This window comes from Phytopseudomonas dryadis (assembly GCF_004327355.1).
Lineage (GTDB): Bacteria > Pseudomonadota > Gammaproteobacteria > Pseudomonadales > Pseudomonadaceae > Aquipseudomonas > Aquipseudomonas dryadis.
The window spans coordinates 36,742-55,154 of sequence record NZ_QJUM01000001.1; the positions used below are offsets into that span (position 1 = coordinate 36,742).

Genomic DNA, 18,413 nt, shown 5'->3' on the forward strand with positions numbered 1-18,413 from the left:
GGACGGGGTGCTACAGCTATTCGACGTCCTGGCGTCAGGTAAAGAGAAGGAGGGGTTGGGTTTTTATGTTGATTTCAGTACAGGCGCTGCGTGCGTTGGCGGCCTGGGTCGTGGTTTTCCATCATGTGATGCAAGTGTTCTTCAATTTCGAGGCGGACAGTTTCATTGGCCAGCTGTTCGCCGACAAGGGCGCCGTCGGCGTCGATGTGTTCTTCATCATCAGCGGGCTGGTGATCTACCTGTCCACCCAGGGCAAGGAGGTCACGCCCTGGCGTTTCATGCTCAATCGCGCCCTGCGCATCGCGCCGGCCTACTGGCTGTACACGCTGCTCGCCGCCCTGATCATCGCCTTTGCCAATCCGGTGATGCCGACCCAGGAATTCGACCTGCAGCACCTGATGCTGTCATTGCTGTTCATCCCCGCAGAGAATCCCGCCGGTTTCGGCCTCTATCCGACGCTCAACGTCGGCTGGACGCTGAACTACGAAATGTTCTTCTACCTGCTGTTCGCCCTGGCCTTCACCGTGCCCGAGCGCTTTCGCCTGAGCCTGATCGCCGCTGCGCTGTTGCTCAGCGGCCTGCTGGCGCGGCAGCCGTGGGTCAGCGACTTCTACCGCGACAGCATCGTCTACGAGTTCCTCTTCGGCGTGGTGCTGGGCATGTTCTATCGCCGTGGCTGGATTCGTCAGGGCCTGTGGCTGCCGGTGCTGCTGATCGCCGCTGCGCTGCTGGCCATCTATCATCTCGACAACTCCATGCGCCTGTTGCACTGGGGCCTGCCCAGCGCCCTGATCGTCGCGGCCTGCGTTGCCATGGAACCCTGGTTCCGCGGCAACCGCCTGCTGGCGAGAATGGGCGACTGTTCCTATTCGGTGTATCTGCTGCACGTCATCGTGCTGTCGCTGGGCTGGTACCTGCAGGCCAGCCTGGACTTGAACCCGTATTGGGTAATCGCCGCCTGCATGCCGGTGATCGCGCTGGCCTCCTGGGGCAGCTACGAGCTGATCGAGAAGCGCTTTTTCCGCCAGGCCAAGGCCTGGGTGGCTGCCGAAGCGGCAGGCGGCGGGGCGCAAGGCCTTTCCCGAGTAAAACAGTAGGACTTTATCCGCATGGAGCATTTGGCGTACACTGCAGCCCATGACCGTGAGGAGTTGCCATGAGCACCATTACCATTACCGACGCCGCCCATGACTACCTGGCAGACCTGCTGAGCAAGCAGGACACGCCGGGGATCGGCATCCGCGTTTTCATCACCCAGCCCGGCACCCAGTACGCCGAGACCTGCATCGCCTATTGCAAGCCGGGCGAGCAGAAGCCGGAAGACCAGGCCATCGGCCTGGCCAGCTTCACCGCCTGGATCGATGCCGTCAGCGAGCCGTTCCTCGAGGATGCCGTGGTCGATTACGCCACCGACCGCATGGGTGGCCAGCTGACCATCAAGGCACCGAACGCCAAGGTGCCGATGGTCAACGAAGACAGCCCGATCAACGAGCGCATCAGCTATTACCTGCAGACCGAGATCAACCCCGGCCTGGCCAGCCATGGCGGTGAGGTCAGCCTGATCGACGTGGTCGAGGACGGTATCGCCGTGCTCAGGTTCGGCGGCGGTTGCCAGGGCTGCGGCCAGGTCGACCTGACCCTCAAGGAGGGGATCGAGAAAACCCTGCTCGAGCGTATCCCGGAGCTCAAGGGGGTGCGCGACGTGACCGATCACACCAACAAGGAAAACGCCTACTACTGATCGCCGACCTGCGTCCCGGGCCGCGCTCGCCCGGCCCGGACGGGGCGGGGCGGGGCGGGGCGTTCAGGGCAAATCGCCGATCGGACGTCGGCGGCTGCCAAGCAGCGCCAATGCGGCCAGTATCAGCAAGGGCAGCATGGCGAGGTTCACCGGACCCCAGCCCAGGCCGCTGATCAACGCCCCCGAGGCGAACGAGGCCACGGCGGCGACGCCCCCGTTGGCCAGTTCCATCAGCCCCTGGGCCTGGCCGCGCTCGTCGCTGCCGTGGCCTTGTCCCAGCTGGGTGGTGCCGGCCACCAGCATCAGGTTCCAGCCCACGCCGAGCAGGAACGACGACAGCAGGAAGTGGCCCTGGCTCAGGCCGGCCACGGCCGTGCCGGCGCTGATCATCAGCAGCACGATACCGAGCATGGCCACGCGCATGCTGCCGAGGCGGTCGACCAGGCTGCCGGCCGCGAATGCCGGCAGGAACATGCCCAGCAGGTGCCACTGGATCACCTGGGCGCTGTTTTCCAGGGACAGGCCGCAGAAACTCATGGCCAGCGGCGTGGCGTTCATCACCAGAATCATCAGCCCGTGGCCGCAGGCGGCGATGATCACGGCCGCCCGCACCTTGGGACGTGCGAGCAGATCCAGCATCAACCGGGGGCTGCCCGCGACGCGGGCCGGCACGCTGCCTTCGCGCAAGCTGGCCAGCAACAGCAGAGCGAGCAGGGCGAGGCTGGCCAATAGCAGGTAGGCACCGACGAAGGGCGTGCTCAGGGCATGGCGCGACCACAGCGTCAGCGTCGGCGCCACCAGGGCCGCACAGACACCGCCACCGATGACCCAGGCCGCTGCGCGGCCCTTGTGCGCTTCGTCCACGGCTTCCAGGGCGGCGAAACGGTAGTACATGGCCGACGCCTGGTACACGCCGATGGGTAGCGCGCCGAGGCAGAACAGGGTGAAATCGGCGAGGTAGACGCCCAGGGCGCTGATCAGCCCGCCAACGATCCCGGCCGCGGCGCCCAGGGTCAGCCCCGGGCGACGGCCGTGACGCTGCATGAACAGCGACAGTGGATGGGTGGCCAGCAGATTGCCCAGCACCAGAAGCGCCAGCGGCAGCGTCGCCAGGCTGTTGTAAGGCGCCAGTTGCAGGCCGATCAGCGCGGTCAGGGTGATGCCGATCAGCGAGCAGCTCCAGTACAGCGCCTGGGCCACGAACAGGGTGAGCAGCGTGCGGTTACGCAGTAGCGACATGGCAGCCTCCGGGCTTGTGCAGGCGTTGCGTCGATGCCGGGTTGGCGGCCAGGCGTTCGGCCGGGCGGATCGGCCTGCGCAGCAGCTCCCCCGAGCAGTTCGGGCAGCGGCCGTGCAGCCGCGTGTCGGCGCAGTGCCGGCAGAAGGTGCATTCGAACGAGCAGATCCGCGCGTCCACGGAATCCGCTGGCAGGTCGCGGTCGCAGCACTCGCAATTGGGTCTCAGTTCAAGCATGGGGCGTCTCCCGGCCGAAGCGTTCGGCGTATTCCTGGGGGCTGACGGCAAGGTGTTTGTGAAAAACCCGGCGCAGGTTCTCCGGGTGACCGAAGCCGGTGAGCCTGGACACCGTGGCGATCGAGGCCTGGGCATCCTGCAACAGCGCCCGGGCCGCCTCCAGGCGCACGCGCTCGACGTAGCGGGCCGGGCCGGTGCCCAGTTCCCTGGCGAACACGCGCGAGAGTGTGCGCGGGGTCAGTCTGGCCCGTTCGGCCAGCGCTTCCAGGGACAGATCCCCGCCCAGGTTGCCGGGAATCCAGGCCAGCAGTTCGGCCAGCCTCGGCGTATGGCTCGGCTCCGGCGCCAGCAGGGCGCTGAACTGGGCCTGGCCACCGGGGCGGCGCAGGAACATCACCAGGCGACGCGCCACGGCCAGGGCCATGCTGCGACCGAGATCGGCCTCCACCAGGGCCAGCGCCAGGTCGATCCCCGCGGTCACGCCCGCGGAGGTGAACAGGTGCGCGGCACCGCTGCGGTCGTCCGGGTCGTAGGTGTGCAGGCAGTTGGCGTCCACCCGCACCGCCTCGTGCTGGCGCAGGCTGTCCATATCGGCCCAATGGGTGGTCACCCGCTGGCCATCCAGCAGCCCGCTGCGGGCCAGGATCAGCGCGCCCGAGCAGACCGAGCCGAGGCGGCGGATATGCGGTTCGGCACTGCGCAGCCAGGCCAGCAGCGCCTGGTTGTCACACTGGGCGGTCTCGCCGCTGCCGCCGGGGACGAGCAGGGTATCCAGGCCGCTCGGGTCGCAATCGGCCCAACTGGCGTCGGCCAGCATGCGCATGCCGGAGGAACTGTTCACCGGGCCGGCCCGTTCGCTCAGCAACTGCAGCCGGTAGGCGTCGCCCAGGCCTTGCCGGTTGCGCTCGGCATTGGCCGAGGCGAATACCTGCAGCGGCCCAACCACATCCAGGCTCATGAAGTCGGGGTAGAGCAGGGCGGCGATGCATTTGACGCTGTCCATTGTCGTTCTCGCGGGAAAGATGGACAGAGTGTGCGCAGGCTTATGCCTGGCGGCAATGACAATGACCCCACATATCTGGCCATTTTACTTTGTCAGGCGGGTGGCAGCCTCTCCAGAAAGCGCATCAGCAGGCTTTCCTCGGCGCGCAGGCCCTTGCGTGCGGCCGCCAGGCGCAGAGCCGCCAGTTCCCCGGCCTGGAAGGCGTCGATCAGCGCCGGGTGGATATAGCATTTGCGGCACACCGCCGGTGTGTTGCGCAACTGCTCGGCCACGTCCTTGACCATGGCCACCACGTGCTTCCTGGCCATGCTCTCGGGTTGCCAGTCCAGCTCCCGCAGCAGGCCCAGGGCCAGGGTGCTGCCGGCCCAGGTGCGGTAGTCCTTGGCAGTGAAATCGGCACCGGTCAGTTCGCGCAGGTAGGCATTGATGTCGCTGGAGGTCACCGTATGCCGCTGGCCCTGTTCGTCGAGGTACTGGAACAGGTGCTGGCCCGGCAGTTCCAGGCAACGGCGGATGATGCGCGCCAGGCGTTTGTCACTGACCTCGACCTCATGTTCGATGCCGCTCTTGCCGCGAAAGTGGAAGCGGATGGCGCTGCCTTGTACCTCGACATGGCGATTACGCAGGGTGGTCAGGCCGTAGGAACGGTTTTCCCGGGCGTAGCGAGAATTGCCAATACGGATCAGGGTACTGTCGAGCAGGGTGATCACCGTGGCCATGACCTTCTCACGCCCGTGCTCGGGTAGCAGCAGGTGCTGCTCCAGGGTCTGGCGCAGCTTCGGCAGGGCCTGGCCGAACAGCAGCAGGTTGGCGTATTTGTCGGTGTCGCGTACTTCCCGCCAGCGCGGGTGGTAGCGGTACTGCTTGCGCCCACGGGCGTCACGGCCGGTGGCTTGCAGATGTCCTTTCGGGTCGGCGCAGATCCATACCTCGGTATAGGCCGGTGGCACGGCCAGGGCGTCGATGCGGGCGATCTGTCGCGGATCGCGGATGCGTTCGCCGGCCGCATCGAAATAGCGGAATTTGCCGCGCAGCTTGCGGCGGCTGATGCCCGGCATGCGGTCATCGACATAGTGCAGGTCGTGTTCGACGACAATCGTCATGCTCGTGCGCTCATGCTCTTGGATTGCTCAGGGCCCGCACCCACTGGCGGTAGCCGCAGCGCGGGCAGTCCTGCAGTTGCCCGGCGACCAGCTGTTGCAGTTCACCGCAATGATTACAGGCGTACAGGTCGCTCTGCTGCGCCAGGGGTTGTACCGCTTTCAGGGGTGCAGGCAGCACCGGAAGGCCTGGCCGGGTGCTGGCCGTATCGTAGAAATACAGGCTCACGCCGCCATTGATTTCGACGATCCCCAGGCGTACCTGGCCGAGGTGCTCGACCCCGCCCTGACGCAGTTCCATGAGGAATTCATCGTGGGAGATATTGCCTGCGGTGAGCGTTTCCAGTTCGAAGCGGCCGTCGCGGATCAGGATGAACGGCTCGCCTTCCATCCAACGCTGCAGGCGCGGGCTGCGACTCATCACCTGGGTGGTCAGGCGGTAGGCCAGGCTCATGGCGACGAACACGGTCAGCACGGGCAGCAGCGGCACATCCTCGTAGAAGGTCATGTCGCCGGCTGCCGAACCCAGCGTCAGGATCACCACCAGTTCGAACAGCGACAGTTGCTTGACGCCTCGTCGTCCGGCGACTTTCAGGAACAGAAAGACGACGATATAGGCGAGCAGGGTGCGCGCCACCACTTCGCCGAGAAATACCAGGGGCTGACCGTCGAGGAACAGGCGTTGCCAATCGAAGGCAGGCATAGCGATCAACTTTTCCGTATCGATACAGGATTAGCCCGTTGATCGATAAGGGAAGTTCAGTGTTTTTGCGGTATGAGGCGTGCGGCGAGGAGGGAACTTGAGGGGGGATAAAAGAGGCGCTTTAAGTTGGGTGCGCCAGCCCTGATAAAGAGCGGCGCGCACCACACTCTAAGGTTTAACGCGAGCGTCTATTCCGGCATGCTCCACGGGGCGAGATCGAAACCTTTGCGGCTCAGCTCGTCACGGGATTTTTTCAGCGCCTTGGCCAGCTCTTGCGGGTCGCTGTACGTGCTGCTGGTAAGTTGCGCGCGATCGATCAGGCGCGTGTTGGTGCGGTCCACGACCGTCAGGCTCAACATACCGCTACCGTCCTGTGGCGCCCAGGCGACACATTGAAAAGGTTGAAAGGCACGGTCGGCAATCAGCAGTGCATCGTTGAAACGCAGCGAGGCGTTCATGGGGTCGGTTCTCCGAGGGTATCCCAGTGATTCAGAAGTCAGCGGGTTTTCAATCCAACACTGACCGGTTCATAGCAGTTGATGATTCGACAGGGCCGTCAAGTCACATCCAGGGGATTAAATTTTTCGAAAAAGCGAAAAACAAGTTGTGAAGTTGATCCGCATCAAAGTTTTCAACGGCGGCAACTTCGACAGGGCATGCCGGATATAAACCGCCTTGAAAGAACACCAACACTTTATTGGAAACAAACGGCGCCGCAGGGTTCCCTGCGCTCATCGACTTTTATCAATAAGGGCAGACGTTTAAACGGGCTGGATAGAACGATGTCGGCTTTCCGGCATGCTCGGGCAGGCCGCCGCCCTGGGCAGGTGAGCGCAGCGGATAAGCAGTGCGCTCAGAGCGGGAGCATTCGATCGGCCAGGCGGCCGCTCTGCGCGAGTTCGAGAAACTCGTCGCCCATGCGCCGGCTTTCGTCCATGGCGACGCGCCAGTAGCGTTCGCGACTGCTGTCGTCGCCGAGAAAACGGGTGAAATCCTTGCGATCCGGCAGCTTGCCGTAGGGCAGCCGTGCCAGGTAGGCGGGAGAAGGCGCCACTAGCAGGACATCCTGCAGGCGCGTGGCATCGCCGCGGCGCCAGGGCATGCTCTTGTCGAACCAGCCGGGGATGATGCGATCGGTGAAGTGCGGATAGAGTACGATGTCACTGCCGCTGTAGGGCAGATCCAGGTGGTAGTCGAGCAGGCCGCCGTCGCGGTAGGTGCCGGGGCCGGCACCGGGAATGTCGCGTACACCCTGCATGACCAGGGGGATGGAGCCCGAGGCGAGCAGGGCGTGACGCAGGTTGCCGAGATCCAGCGGCAGGCAGCGCGAGGGAAAGTCGACCAGCTCATGCAGCGGCGGGGCCAGCCGCGCATCGTGCAGGATCAGCCGCTCGAAATGGCGGGCCAGCCGCGCCCGGCCCAGCAGGTTGTTGCCGATCACCGAGGACAGGCCCAGTCCCAATGCGCCGCGGCGATCCTGGGCCAGCAACCCGTGGCTCTTCACCACGACGATGTTCAGGCGGTAGTGGGCGTTGCTCAGCACCTCGGCGTCCTGGCTGCCGAGCAGATCCTCGAGCATTCGCGTACAGCTGCGCGACACTTCGGCCATGCTCACGCCCTTGGCGAAGCGTTGCGCGGTGTACAGTTCGCCCAGGCGGCGCAAGCCTGCGGCGGCATCCGGCAGGCAGGCACTGGCGAAGCGCCAGGAACCGATGGACGCGCCGATCAGCGAGCGCTCGCGCGGTGCGCGCGCCAGCCAGTCGCCGAACAGGGCGATATCCAGCCCCTGGATGCCCAGCGCCTTGGGGCCTCCGGCGGCGCCCGGCAGGATGCCCACGTCGGCGGGCTGCAGGCCCTGTTCGCGGATACGGGCGAAGGCGCGCCGGCCGGCCTTGAGGGTGAGGGCGGGAAACTTGATCTGTATGGCGCTCATGCGGGTCTCCATCTGCAGGTCGGGGAGTATAGAGCGGCTGACCCGCCGGTGACGCGCTACGGACGGCTGAATTCAGTTTGGCTTAAGTCGCATCCCATACCCTGCAAGCGTCGAAACGGAAGCCATTGGAGACATCGCCATGAAAAGCCCGACGCTGCTGTTTGCCGCCGCTGCCCTGAGCGCCACCGCCGCTATCGCCCAGGCCCGCGACCTGGGGCCTGACGAAGCGCTGCAACTGCGTGACGCCGGCACCATCCTGTCCTTCGAAAAACTCAACGAGGCTGCCCTGGCGCAGCATCCAGGCGGTAGACTGGAGGGCAGCGAGCTCGAAGAAGAGTACGGTCGCTATCTCTACCAGGTCGAAGTGCGTGACGCCAAAGGTCAGCAGTGGGATGTCGAACTGGATGCGACCGATGGCACCCTCCTCAAGAACCACCTGGACGACTGATGAAAGGCATCCGAGGTTTATCCATCGTTTCGCTGGTGTTGCTGGTGCTGCTGAGCGGCATCGCCGGCGCGCGCGATCTCGATCAGGACGAGGCCCGGCATCTGCGTCTCAGCGGCGTGATCATGCCGCTCGATCAACTGATGCGGGCGGCGCTGGAGCGCTACCCCGGGGCGACCTTGCTGGAAGCCGAGCTGGAAGAAGACGATGGCATCTTCATCTACGAAGTGGAATTGCTGACCCGCGAGGGTGTGGTGCGCGAACTGGAACTGGATGCCCGTGACGGGCGGATCCTGAAGGATGAGGTAGACGACTGAGATGCGCCTGTTGCTGGTGGAAGACCATGTTCCTCTCGCCGACGAGCTGATCGCCGGGCTGACCCGCCAGGGCTACGCCGTCGATTGGCTGGCCGATGGCCGCGATGCCGCCTACCAGGGGGCCAGCGAGCCCTACGACCTGATCATTCTCGACCTCGGCCTGCCCGGCAAGCCGGGCCTCGAGGTGCTGCAGGAGTGGCGCAAGGGCGGCCTGGCCACGCCGGTGCTGATCCTCACCGCGCGCGGCTCCTGGGCCGAGCGCATCGAGGGGCTCAAGGTCGGCGCCGACGACTACCTGAGCAAACCCTTCCACCCGGAAGAACTGCACCTGCGTATCCAGGCCCTGCTGCGCCGTGCCCGCGGCCTGGCCAACCAGCCGCAGCTGCAGGCCGCCGGGCTGCAGCTGGACGAAGGGCGCCAGTGCGTCAGCCGCGGCGACGCTGAGATCGAACTCACCGCCGCCGAATTCCGCCTGCTGCGCTACTTCATGCTGCACGCCGGGCAGATCCTCTCCAAGAGCCATCTGGCCGAGCACCTGTACGACGGTGAAACCGAGCGTGACTCCAATGTCATCGAGGTGCACGTCAATCACCTGCGCCGCAAGCTGGGCCGCGAGGTGATCGAGACCCGCCGTGGGCAGGGCTACCGCTTCAGCGGTAGCGCCGTTTGAGATCGATTCAGCGGCGTCTGAGCCTGGGCCTGATCAGCGTTCTGCTGATCATTGGCCTGCTGCTGGCACAGACCTGCCTGTGGCTGTTCGACAACAGCCTGCGCCGCTACATGCAGGCCGGCCTGGAGGATGAGGCGCAGTCGCTGCTGATCGCGCTGGTCCGTGGCCCGCAAGGTCTCCAGCTGGACGAGTCGCGACTCAGCGGCGCCTTCCAGCGTCCCTATTCCGGCCTGTACTTCCGCATCGAGTTCGCCGACAGGAGCTGGCGTTCGCGCTCGCTGTGGGACAGCGAGCTGCTGGCGAGCGAGGAGGGTGGGCTGCTCCCCGAGCTGAGCGATGGCCCCCAGGGCCAGCTGTTGCTGACCTATCGCGGCGATTACCAGCGTTTCGGCCAGCAACTGTCCATCTATGTGGCCCGCGATTACACCCCGGTGCTGCAGAGTTTTCGCCGTGTACAGCGCATCGGCCTGGCACTGGGCCTCGGCGGCCTGGCGCTGATCCTGCTGCTGCAGCGCCTGACCGTCAGCCGCGCGCTGCGCCCACTGGAGCAGACGCGCCTGCAGATCGCCCAGTTGCAGGAGGGCCAGCGCAGCGAACTGGACAACCAGGTGCCCGAGGAGCTGGAGCCGCTGGTCGAGCAGATCAACCATCTGCTGGCGCATACCGAAGACACCCTCAAGCGTTCGCGCAATGCCCTGGGCAATCTCGGTCATGCGCTGAAGACCCCCCTGGCGGTACTGGTCAACCTGGCCTCGCGCGAGGAGCTGCGCGCGCACCCGGCGCTGCGCGACAGCCTGCTCGAACACCTGCAGCAGATCGAACAGCGCATCGCCCGCGAGCTGGGCCGTGCGCGGCTGGCCGGGGAGGCCTTGCCCGGTGCCCACTTCGATTGCCAGCAGGAGCTGCCGGGGCTGTTCGCCACCCTGGGCATGATCCATGACCGCGGCCTGCGGTTGAGCTGGCAGGCGACGCCCACGGACCTGCGCCTGCCACGTGATCGCGAAGACCTGCTGGAACTGCTCGGCAATCTGCTGGACAACGCCTGCAAGTGGGCCGACGGGCAGGTTCGCCTGCACATCGAGCGCACGGCCGAGGCCTATGTGCTGGACGTCGATGACGACGGCTCGGGGATCGAGAGCGAGCGGCGCGAGGATGTGCTCAGTCGCGGTACTCGCCTGGACGAACAGACCGCCGGCCACGGCCTGGGGCTGGGCATCGTGCGCGATATCGTCGACGCCTGGGGCGGGACGATATCGCTGCATGACAGTGACCTGGGCGGACTACGGGTAAGGATCGAACTGCCGCTGCGCGGCCGCTGATTCTTGGCCTGTCTTTGAGCGAAGATCGTCCCGGGTTTCGCTTCGCTCTACCCAGGCTACGGCGCGCTCGTTTCTGACATTGCGGGTGGAAATGCTCCCTGCCGCTTACATGCCGTTGGTGAACGCCGGGTTGCTCAGGTCGATGCCGGCCCGTACCGGTTTCAGGGCATGGCCGTACTGAACCAGGATATCCAGGGTGTAGTCGATGCGCGCGCGCAGACGGCTGTCGTCTTCGCTGGCTGGCTGTTCGTCGTTCAGCAGCTTTTCCACATGCCGCACGATCAGGTGTTCGGGCAGGTAGCACAGGCGGCAGTTCTTGTAGCTGGAGCTGCGCAGCTCGGCGATCGGGCTGCCGCCACCGATTCCCGATGACACGCCGACCAGCAGCCCTGGCTTGTGCCCCAGCTCGGCCTTGCTGGTATAGATGAAGAAGTTCTTGGTCGCCGGGCAGGCCATGCCGTTCCATTCCGGCGCGACCACCACCAGCGCATCGGCGCGTTTCAGGCGCTGGCTGTAATCGGCCCAGGTGCCGTTGTCCTCGGCCGGCCACAGCGGCAGTGGCCCGGCGCCCAGGTCGAGTACCTGGCTCAGTTCGGCGCTGGTGTTGCCCAGGGCGATCAGGCGCTGGCGCAGGAAGTGGGCGACTTTTGCCGACTGGCTGCCAGGGCGGCTGGAACCGGCGATCAGAACGATATCGAGCATGGTGATCCTCCATAGACTGAAGGGCGCAACGGTAACGCCGGCAACGAAGAGCGGGCAACAGCGTTCGGGTTATTTGCTTATAAGCCGATTTTTAGCGGCAAGCCGCAAGCACCACATATGAACTCAAATGGCTATGAATTGCCGCCAGGGCAATCGTGCTATGTCGATGAAAAGCGCTGGAGGCTGGAAAACTGGACGAGAAACCGCTGTTTCACGTCGTGCTCGAGCCGCTTTTCGTTCAACCTCCAGCTTTCCAGCGCTGTTTTCGGCTCGGGCTCCTGTTTCGCTCTACCTCCTGCATCCATGCAGTCGCCGGCTCTTCGAGCGCATAGCGCGATTGCCCTGGACTTGCCGCTTGAAGCTTGCAGCTTGCAGCTGCTTTGCGGCAAAGTGCGACGCTTTTTCGCCGCCGCCAAAGTGGCCGCGCCTGAGGAGCCATTCATGAACGCAGTCATCGCCGCCGTCGGCATCATGCTGATACTCAGCCTTTGCCGGGTGCACGTGGTGGTGGCACTGATCGTCGGCGCACTGGCCGGTGGCTTGCTCGGTGGGCTGGGCGTACAGGGCTCCCTGGCCGCCTTCAACAAGGGCCTGGGCGGTGGCGCCACGGTGGCCTTGTCCTACGCACTGCTCGGTGCCTTCGCCGTGGCCATCGCCAAGTCGGGCCTGGCCCACGCCCTGGCGGACAGGGCCCTGGCCATGGTCGGTCGCCAGGACGTGCGCGGCGGCGGTTCGCTGAAGTGGCTGCTGATCGCTCTGCTGCTGGTGGTGGCGGTGTCGTCGCAGAACATCCTGCCGATCCACATCGCCTTCATTCCCTTGCTGGTGCCGCCGCTGCTGTACGTCGTCACCCGACTGCAGATCGATCGCCGGCTGATCGCCTGCGTGATCACTTTCGGCCTGATCACGCCCTACATGTTCCTGCCGGTGGGCTTCGGCAACATCTTCCTCAACGAGATCCTGCTGGCCAACGTGGTGCGCAGTGGTGTCGACGTCAGTGGCGTGAATGTCAGCGAGGCCATGCTGATTCCCGCGCTGGGCATGGTTACCGGCCTGCTGATCGCGCTGGTCAGCTACCGCGGCAAGCGCAGCTACGACCTGGCGCGCATCGAGCGCACCGAGCGCGTGGACATTCCCTACAGCCGCCGTAGCCTGCTGGTCGCCGCCCTGGCCGTGGCCACGGCGTTCGGTGTGCAACTGTGGCTGGATTCGATGATCATCGGCGCGTTGTTGGGCTTCGTGGTGTTCTCGGCTTCCGGCATCGTGCGCTGGAAGGAGGCCGACGACCTGTTCACCGAGGGCATGAAGATGATGGCGATGATCGGCTTCATCATGATCGCCGCCTCGGGCTTTGCCGAGGTCATGCGCGAGACCGGTGAAGTGAAGGGCCTGGTCGATGCCAGCGCGGCCTGGATCGGCGACAGCAAGGGACTCGCCGTGCTGATGATGCTGCTGGTCGGCCTGCTGGTGACCATGGGCATCGGTTCATCGTTCTCCACGGTACCGATCATCGCCGCCATCTTCGTGCCCCTGTGCGTGCAGCTGGGGTTCAGCCCGCTGGCCACGGTGTGCATCGTCGGCACCGCGGGAGCGATCGGCGATGCCGGCTCGCCCGCTTCGGACTCGACCCTGGGGCCGACCTCGGGCCTGAACGTCGACGGCCAGCACAACCATATCTGGGATACCGTGGTGCCCACCTTCCTGCATTACAACCTGCCGCTGCTGGTATTCGGCTGGGTAGCGGCCATGCTGCTGTAACGGTCACGCATCGGCCATGCGGCGTTGAAAACAGGCTGGAGCGCGCGCGCAAACCACTCGCCTGCCGAAGCGAGCCTTTGAGCGGGGCCAGGGGGCGCCCGTTCCACGGCCGGGTTTAACATTCTCGACGGGGCTGCCGATATGCACGGTAGCCGCGTTGTATTTCGTATGGCTCACAAGGAAAACAAAAAATGCGCCTGACCTTGAAATCGAAAGTCGTTCTGTTGGCTCTGATCCCGGTGTTGCTGTTCGCCGTGGTGCTCAGTGGTGCCGCGGCCAAGGTGCTGTACGGGCTGGCCGAGCAGGAGGTGGAAGAAACCCGCAACCGCCTGCTGGAGGAAAAACGCAGCGAACTGCAGAACTACATGTCCATCGCCCTGGGTTCCGTACAGAGCCTGTACGACGCGGCGGCCAATGGCGACCTGGCCAGCCGTGAGCGGGCCATCGCCATCCTGGCGAAGATCAAGTACGGCAAGGACGGCTATTTCTTCGCCCACGATTCCAACGTGGTGCGCCTGTTTCGCAGCGACAGCCCGGTGGATGTCGGCAACAACCTGTCGGACCGCCGCGATGTCAACGGCGTCTACATCAACCGCGAACTGGTGCGCGTCGCCAAGGACAACAGCTACTACGTCAACTATTCCTCGCCGCTGCCCGGCAACGAGGCGGTGCAGGTGCCCAAGCTCGCCTACAGCTACTACCTGCCGAAATGGGACATGGCCCTCGGCACGGCGCTGAACCTCGACGGCGTCGAGGCGCAGATCGCCGGGGTGCAGGAAGAAATCGACCAGCGCGTAGGCACCATCATCACCAGCATCATGGTCATCGGCGGGGTGCTGCTGGTGGTGTTCGGCGTGGTCGGCCTGATCCTCAGCAACACCTTTCTGCGTCCGTTGCAGCAGATCAAGGCCAACCTGGACGACATCGCCGCCGGCGAGGGCGATCTGACCCGGCGCCTGCCCATCGGCAGTCACGACGAGCTGGGAGAACTGGCCGGCTCGTTCAATCGTTTCGTCGAGAAGGTGCATGGCCTGGTGCGGCAGATCGTCGAGATGACCGGCCAGTTGACCGAACTGGTCGGCCAGGTCTCCGCCCAGGCCCAGCGCTCGGAACAGGCCATGGAACGTCAGCGCCACGAGACCGATCAGGTGGCCACGGCGATCAACGAAATGTCCGCCGCCGCCCATGAAGTGGCCAAGAGCGCCCAGGGCGCAGCGGAAGCGGCGCAGCAGACGGATCGTGAAGGCCTGGCGGCGAAACAGGTGGTGGACGGCAGTATCGAGCGCATCCACTCGCTGGTCAGCGATATCCGCGGCAGCGGCGTGTCCCTCGACAGCCTGCAGCAGGACGTGCAATCGATCGTCAGTGTGCTCGACGTGATCCGTTCCATCGCCGAACAGACCAACCTGCTGGCGCTCAATGCCGCCATCGAGGCGGCGCGTGCCGGCGAGGCCGGCCGCGGTTTCGCCGTGGTGGCCGACGAGGTGCGCGCCCTGGCCAGCCGCACCCAGCAGAGTACCCAGGAGATCCAGGGCATGATCAACCGCCTGCAGAGCGGCACCCTCGAGGCGGTCAACTCGATGCGTCAGTCCAGCGATGCCGGCGAGATCACCAGCGAGCAGGCCAACAAGGCTGGCGCCTCGCTGGATGCCATCGCCCGCCTGATCGGCACCATCAACGCCATGAACGCGCAGATCGCCAGCGCCGCCGAGGAACAGACCGCGGTGGCCGAGGAGATCAACCGCAGCGTGCACCAGATCGCCGTGGCCGTGGACAGCGTGGCCGACGAGACCCAGCAGGGGGCGCAGACCGCGCGCAGCCTGGCCGACCTGGGCGAGCGTCTGGGGCAACTGGTACGGCAATTCCGGATCTGATCCGGGAGGGGCAGGGAGTGCCCCATGGCCAGCACCTGATGGCCATACAAGTTTGTCGCACTTTGTCCGCGCCGCCAGGGACTAAACAGGACACCCCTGTATCGCGGAAATACCATGTCCGACACCTCGCTGGAAAAGAAAGCCTTCATCCTGCTGCTGCTGATCGTCAGCATCGCCTTCGGCTGGATCCTGCTGCCATTCTATGGCGCGGTGTTCTGGGCGGTGGTGCTGGCGGTGGTGTTCGCACCGATGCAGCGGCGCCTGGCCAAGCGTATCGGCGGGCGCGGCAACCTGTCGGCCCTGTTGACCCTGATCATCTGCCTGCTGGTGGCGGTGCTGCCGGTGATTTTCACCACCTCGATGATGGTGGCCGAGGGGACCGCGCTCTACCAGCGCATCGAATCCGGTGAGCTGGATGTCGGCGCCTATGTCACCAGCACCAAGGAAATGCTGCCGATGTTCATGCAGAACCAGCTGGATCGTCTGGGTATGGGCAACCTCGACGGCCTGCGCGAGCAGATTTCCAATGGCGCCATGGCCGGCAGCCAGTACCTGGCGACCAAGGTATTCGCCATCGGCCAGGGCACCTTCGAGTTCGTCATCGGCTTCTTCATCATGCTCTATCTGCTGTTCTTCCTGTTGCGCGATGGCCAGGAGCTGGTGCGCGACATCCGCATGGCGGTACCGCTCGGCGATACCCAGAAGCGCCGCCTGCAGATCAAGTTCACCCGTGTGGTGCGCGCGACGGTAAAAGGCAACATCGTGGTGGCGGCCGTACAGGGTGCCCTGGGCGGCCTGATCTTCTGGGGGCTGGGCATCCCCAGCCCGTTGCTGTGGGGCGTGCTGATGGCTTTCCTGTCGCTGCTGCCCGCGGCAGGCGCCGGGATCGTCTGGGGCCCCGTGGCGATCTATCTGCTGGCCAATGGCAGTATCTGGCAGGGCGTGGTGCTGATTCTCTTCGGTGTGCTGGTGATCGGCCTGGTGGATAACATCCTGCGCCCGATCTTGGTGGGCAAGGACACGCGCATGCCGGACTACCTGATCCTGATCTCCACCCTGGGCGGGCTGGCGCTGCTGGGGCTCAACGGTTTCGTCATCGGCCCGCTGGTGGCCGCGTTGTTCGTGTCGTGCTGGAACCTGTTCAGCGCCGGCAAGAAGAGCGTGAAGCTGCCCAGCTGAGGCTGCACTGCCAATTTCCACGGCGTGCCGATATGCCGCATGGCGCTGGGCAATACGCAACGCTGACAGCGCTGGCGGTGACCATACAGAGCAGATCGGTCGTGCTAAATTGAGCGCCACCGATCAGGCTCAGAAGAGGTCGCCATGTTCAGGTTTTCCCGTCGTCAATCCAGTGCCGGAGTCGCGAGCCTCGTCAGCAGTCTGGGGCAGCTTTCCAGGCAACTCGATACGGTGCGCCTGCTACCGACCTATATCTGCGGATACGTTTCTCCGCATCTGGATCTGGATGCGGTGGCGCGGCAATTGGCCCAGCGTTTCCCCGACGCGACCGTCAGCCTGTGCAGTTCGGCCGGTGAACTGAGCAGCGAGAACGGGCGCAACCTCTATTGCCAGACGGGCGAGCACTGGGATCGCATCGTCCTGCAACTGTTCGATGCCAGCGTGATCGCCGCTGCCGAGGTGGTACGCGTCCCCCTCGGCAGCGAAGATATTCGTGGCGGCGGCGCGCGCAAGCCACTGGCCGAGCGTATTGCCCGGCTGACCGCGGCCCTGCGCCAGTTGCAGGTGAACATGGCCATCGATTACCGCGACACCCTGGCCTACGTCAGTTTCGACGGGCTCAGCGCCTCGGAGTCCTTCTTCATGGAGGCGCTTTACGAATCGGGGCGCTTTCCCTGCCTGTTCGTCGGCGGGTCGGCCGGAGGCACCCTGGATTTTCGCAGCACCGGCCTGCACGATGGCCAGCGGCGCTACGAGAACCATGCCCTGATCGTGTTTCTCAAATGTGCGCCAGGCGTGCGCTTCGGCGTGTTCAAGAGCCAGAACTTCCAGGCCACGGATTTTTCCCTGAGCGTGCTCAGCGGCTCCCTGGAGGAGCGCTACATTTCCCAGGTGGTCAACCCGCAAGGTCAGGTGCGCAGCATGATCGATGCCCTGTGCGAGCGCTTCGGCTGCGCGCCCGGGCAACTGGAAAGCCACCTGGCGGACTATTCGTTCGCCGTGCGGGTCGGCACGGAGTTGTTCGTGCGCTCCGTTTCGCGCATCGACGTGCAGAGCCAGCGGGTGCATCTGTATTGCGACGTGGCGCCCGGGGAAGAACTGCTGATGGTCAAGCGCACGTCCCTGATCGAGACCACGCGGCGCGACTTCGAAGGTTTCATGCAGGATAAATCCGGGCTCCCCCTGGCAGGCCTGCTCAACGACTGTATCCTGCGGCGGCTGAACAACCCGCGCGAACTGGCGGGGATGGACGATGTGTTCCAGGGCATCCCGGTCACCGGTCTGTCCACCTTCGGCGAGATCCTCGGGCTCAATCTCAACCAGACGCTGACCGCGGTGTTCTTCTTCAGGGTCGCCGCCAGGCAAGCGTTCCATGATGCCTATACCGATGATTTCATCGCCCAATACGGTGAATTCAAGGCGTTCTTCCTGCGCCGGCAGATCAAGAAACTGAGCGGTCTGAACCAGGTGGTGGTCCGGCAGATCGAGCAGTTCAAGCGCCGCGACTTCAGCAGCCAGCTGGATGTGAACGGGCTGGATGCGAGCATCCAGCCGGTGTTCCACGGCCTGGCCGATCTTGGCCAGGTACTGCACGCGGCCCAGCAACAGCAGGAAATGGTCGATGGCGAGCTGCGCCACTGTGCGCAGAACCTGCACGAATCCATGGACGACCTGGGGCACACTATCGGCCGGCAGACCACGGTGATCGAGCAGGCCGGCGGATCGGTGCGGCAACTGGTGACCCGGGCCGAGGAGGTGGTGGGCAGTGCCCGTGACCTGGCGCAGTCCAGCCAGCGCATCCAGTCGGTGGTGCAAGTGATTCAGCAGATCGCCGGGCAGACCAACCTGCTGGCGCTCAACGCCGCCATCGAGGCGGCTCGCGCCGGGGACATGGGCCGTGGTTTCGCCGTGGTGGCCGACGAGGTGCGACAACTGGCCGGCAAGACCCGGCAGAACGCCGAGGAAATCGGCAGCGACATCGAACAGCTCGCCGAGGCCATTCGCCTGGTTGCCCAGCATATCGAGACGCAGTCGGCCGATGTCGCGGCACTGACCACCTTGCTCGATGCCCTGCAGGCGTCCAGTGGCTCCACCGTGGACACCTCGCAACGGACCAAGGGCGTTGCCGACATGCTGATCGCCATGACCGACCGCTGAACGGCGCGCGGGCCCGGTGGCGCGCGCCGCCAGGCCAG

At 64.9% G+C, this 18,413-nt stretch carries 19 protein-coding genes; 10 read left to right on the top strand and 9 right to left on the bottom strand.

Going from position 1 to position 18,413, the window contains the following annotated elements; all coding sequences use genetic code 11:
• Positions 1-65: 65 nt before the first annotated feature.
• Both DNK34_RS00165 and nfuA read left to right on the top strand, forming a co-directional pair.
• Positions 66-1,097 carry an acyltransferase family protein gene (locus DNK34_RS00165; RefSeq protein ID WP_131177739.1) on the top strand — a complete coding sequence of 344 codons (1,032 nt, stop codon included), beginning with the start codon at positions 66-68 and terminating at the stop codon, positions 1,095-1,097.
• 59 nt (positions 1,098-1,156) lie between these two features.
• The gene (nfuA, locus tag DNK34_RS00170) at positions 1,157-1,741 is read left to right on the top strand and encodes a Fe-S biogenesis protein NfuA (RefSeq protein WP_131177738.1); all 585 of its coding nucleotides are present in this window, start codon (positions 1,157-1,159) and stop codon (positions 1,739-1,741) included.
• 63 nt (positions 1,742-1,804) lie between these two features.
• Here nfuA and DNK34_RS00175 read toward each other — a convergent pair whose 3' ends face one another.
• The 8 genes from DNK34_RS00175 to DNK34_RS00205 form a co-directional block, all read right to left on the bottom strand.
• Positions 1,805-2,980 (bottom strand): MFS transporter, encoded by a 1,176-nt coding sequence (locus DNK34_RS00175; RefSeq protein ID WP_131199520.1) that lies wholly within the window; start codon positions 2,978-2,980, stop codon positions 1,805-1,807.
• The gene (locus DNK34_RS00180) at positions 2,964-3,215 is read right to left on the bottom strand and encodes a DUF1272 domain-containing protein (protein WP_131176459.1); all 252 of its coding nucleotides are present in this window, start codon (positions 3,213-3,215) and stop codon (positions 2,964-2,966) included. Before DNK34_RS00180 ends, DNK34_RS00175 begins: the two co-directional genes overlap by 17 nt.
• On the bottom strand, positions 3,208-4,218 hold the full coding sequence (locus DNK34_RS00185) for a GlxA family transcriptional regulator (protein WP_131176460.1): 1,011 nt from the start codon (positions 4,216-4,218) through the stop codon (positions 3,208-3,210). Before DNK34_RS00185 ends, DNK34_RS00180 begins: the two co-directional genes overlap by 8 nt.
• A gap of 92 nt (positions 4,219-4,310) precedes the next feature.
• A complete protein-coding gene (locus tag DNK34_RS00190) occupies positions 4,311-5,321 on the bottom strand; it encodes a DNA topoisomerase IB (RefSeq protein WP_131176461.1) in 1,011 nt (336 codons plus the stop codon).
• 10 nt (positions 5,322-5,331) lie between these two features.
• Positions 5,332-6,021, bottom strand: coding sequence for a YetF domain-containing protein (locus DNK34_RS00195; RefSeq protein WP_131176462.1), 690 nt, complete (start codon positions 6,019-6,021; stop codon positions 5,332-5,334).
• A gap of 188 nt (positions 6,022-6,209) precedes the next feature.
• Complete coding sequence (locus DNK34_RS00200; protein WP_131176463.1) at positions 6,210-6,479, bottom strand: hypothetical protein; 270 nt, start codon at positions 6,477-6,479, stop codon at positions 6,210-6,212.
• A gap of 103 nt (positions 6,480-6,582) precedes the next feature.
• Positions 6,583-6,756 (bottom strand): hypothetical protein, encoded by a 174-nt coding sequence (locus DNK34_RS25345; RefSeq protein WP_165497328.1) that lies wholly within the window; start codon positions 6,754-6,756, stop codon positions 6,583-6,585.
• A 118-nt stretch (positions 6,757-6,874) separates the two neighbouring features.
• Positions 6,875-7,954 (bottom strand): patatin-like phospholipase domain-containing protein, encoded by a 1,080-nt coding sequence (locus tag DNK34_RS00205; protein ID WP_131176464.1) that lies wholly within the window; start codon positions 7,952-7,954, stop codon positions 6,875-6,877.
• Between the two features lie 139 nt (positions 7,955-8,093).
• On the opposite strand from DNK34_RS00205, the gene DNK34_RS00210 reads away from it, so the two are divergent.
• From DNK34_RS00210 to DNK34_RS00225, 4 genes are read left to right on the top strand one after another with little or no spacing between them, the layout of a single operon-like run.
• The gene (locus DNK34_RS00210) at positions 8,094-8,402 is read left to right on the top strand and encodes a PepSY domain-containing protein (RefSeq protein WP_131176465.1); all 309 of its coding nucleotides are present in this window, start codon (positions 8,094-8,096) and stop codon (positions 8,400-8,402) included.
• Positions 8,402-8,716, top strand: coding sequence for a PepSY domain-containing protein (locus DNK34_RS00215; RefSeq protein ID WP_131176466.1), 315 nt, complete (start codon positions 8,402-8,404; stop codon positions 8,714-8,716). The genes DNK34_RS00210 and DNK34_RS00215 overlap by 1 nt, the downstream gene beginning before the upstream one ends.
• A 1-nt stretch (position 8,717) precedes the next feature.
• Positions 8,718-9,386, top strand: coding sequence for a response regulator transcription factor (locus DNK34_RS00220; protein ID WP_131176467.1), 669 nt, complete (start codon positions 8,718-8,720; stop codon positions 9,384-9,386).
• Positions 9,383-10,705, top strand: coding sequence for a sensor histidine kinase (locus tag DNK34_RS00225; RefSeq protein WP_131176468.1), 1,323 nt, complete (start codon positions 9,383-9,385; stop codon positions 10,703-10,705). Before DNK34_RS00220 ends, DNK34_RS00225 begins: the two co-directional genes overlap by 4 nt.
• A gap of 105 nt (positions 10,706-10,810) precedes the next feature.
• On the opposite strand, the gene DNK34_RS00230 is transcribed toward DNK34_RS00225, so the two are convergent.
• Positions 10,811-11,407, bottom strand: coding sequence for an NADPH-dependent FMN reductase (locus DNK34_RS00230; RefSeq protein WP_131176469.1), 597 nt, complete (start codon positions 11,405-11,407; stop codon positions 10,811-10,813).
• Between the two features lie 441 nt (positions 11,408-11,848).
• On the opposite strand from DNK34_RS00230, the gene DNK34_RS00235 reads away from it, so the two are divergent.
• The 4 genes from DNK34_RS00235 (at position 11,849) to DNK34_RS00250 (ending at position 18,375) form a co-directional block, all read left to right on the top strand.
• Entirely contained in the window at positions 11,849-13,165 is a 1,317-nt protein-coding gene (locus DNK34_RS00235; RefSeq protein ID WP_131176470.1) for a Na+/H+ antiporter family protein, read from the top strand.
• A gap of 191 nt (positions 13,166-13,356) precedes the next feature.
• Positions 13,357-15,039 (top strand): methyl-accepting chemotaxis protein, encoded by a 1,683-nt coding sequence (locus DNK34_RS00240; protein WP_131176471.1) that lies wholly within the window; start codon positions 13,357-13,359, stop codon positions 15,037-15,039.
• Positions 15,040-15,153: 114 nt separating this feature from the next.
• Entirely contained in the window at positions 15,154-16,218 is a 1,065-nt protein-coding gene (locus DNK34_RS00245) for an AI-2E family transporter (protein WP_131176472.1), read from the top strand.
• Positions 16,219-16,362: 144 nt separating this feature from the next.
• Positions 16,363-18,375: a methyl-accepting chemotaxis protein gene (locus DNK34_RS00250; RefSeq protein WP_131176473.1), complete on the top strand. Its 2,013-nt coding sequence runs from the start codon at positions 16,363-16,365 to the stop codon at positions 18,373-18,375.
• Positions 18,376-18,413 lie beyond the last annotated feature (38 nt).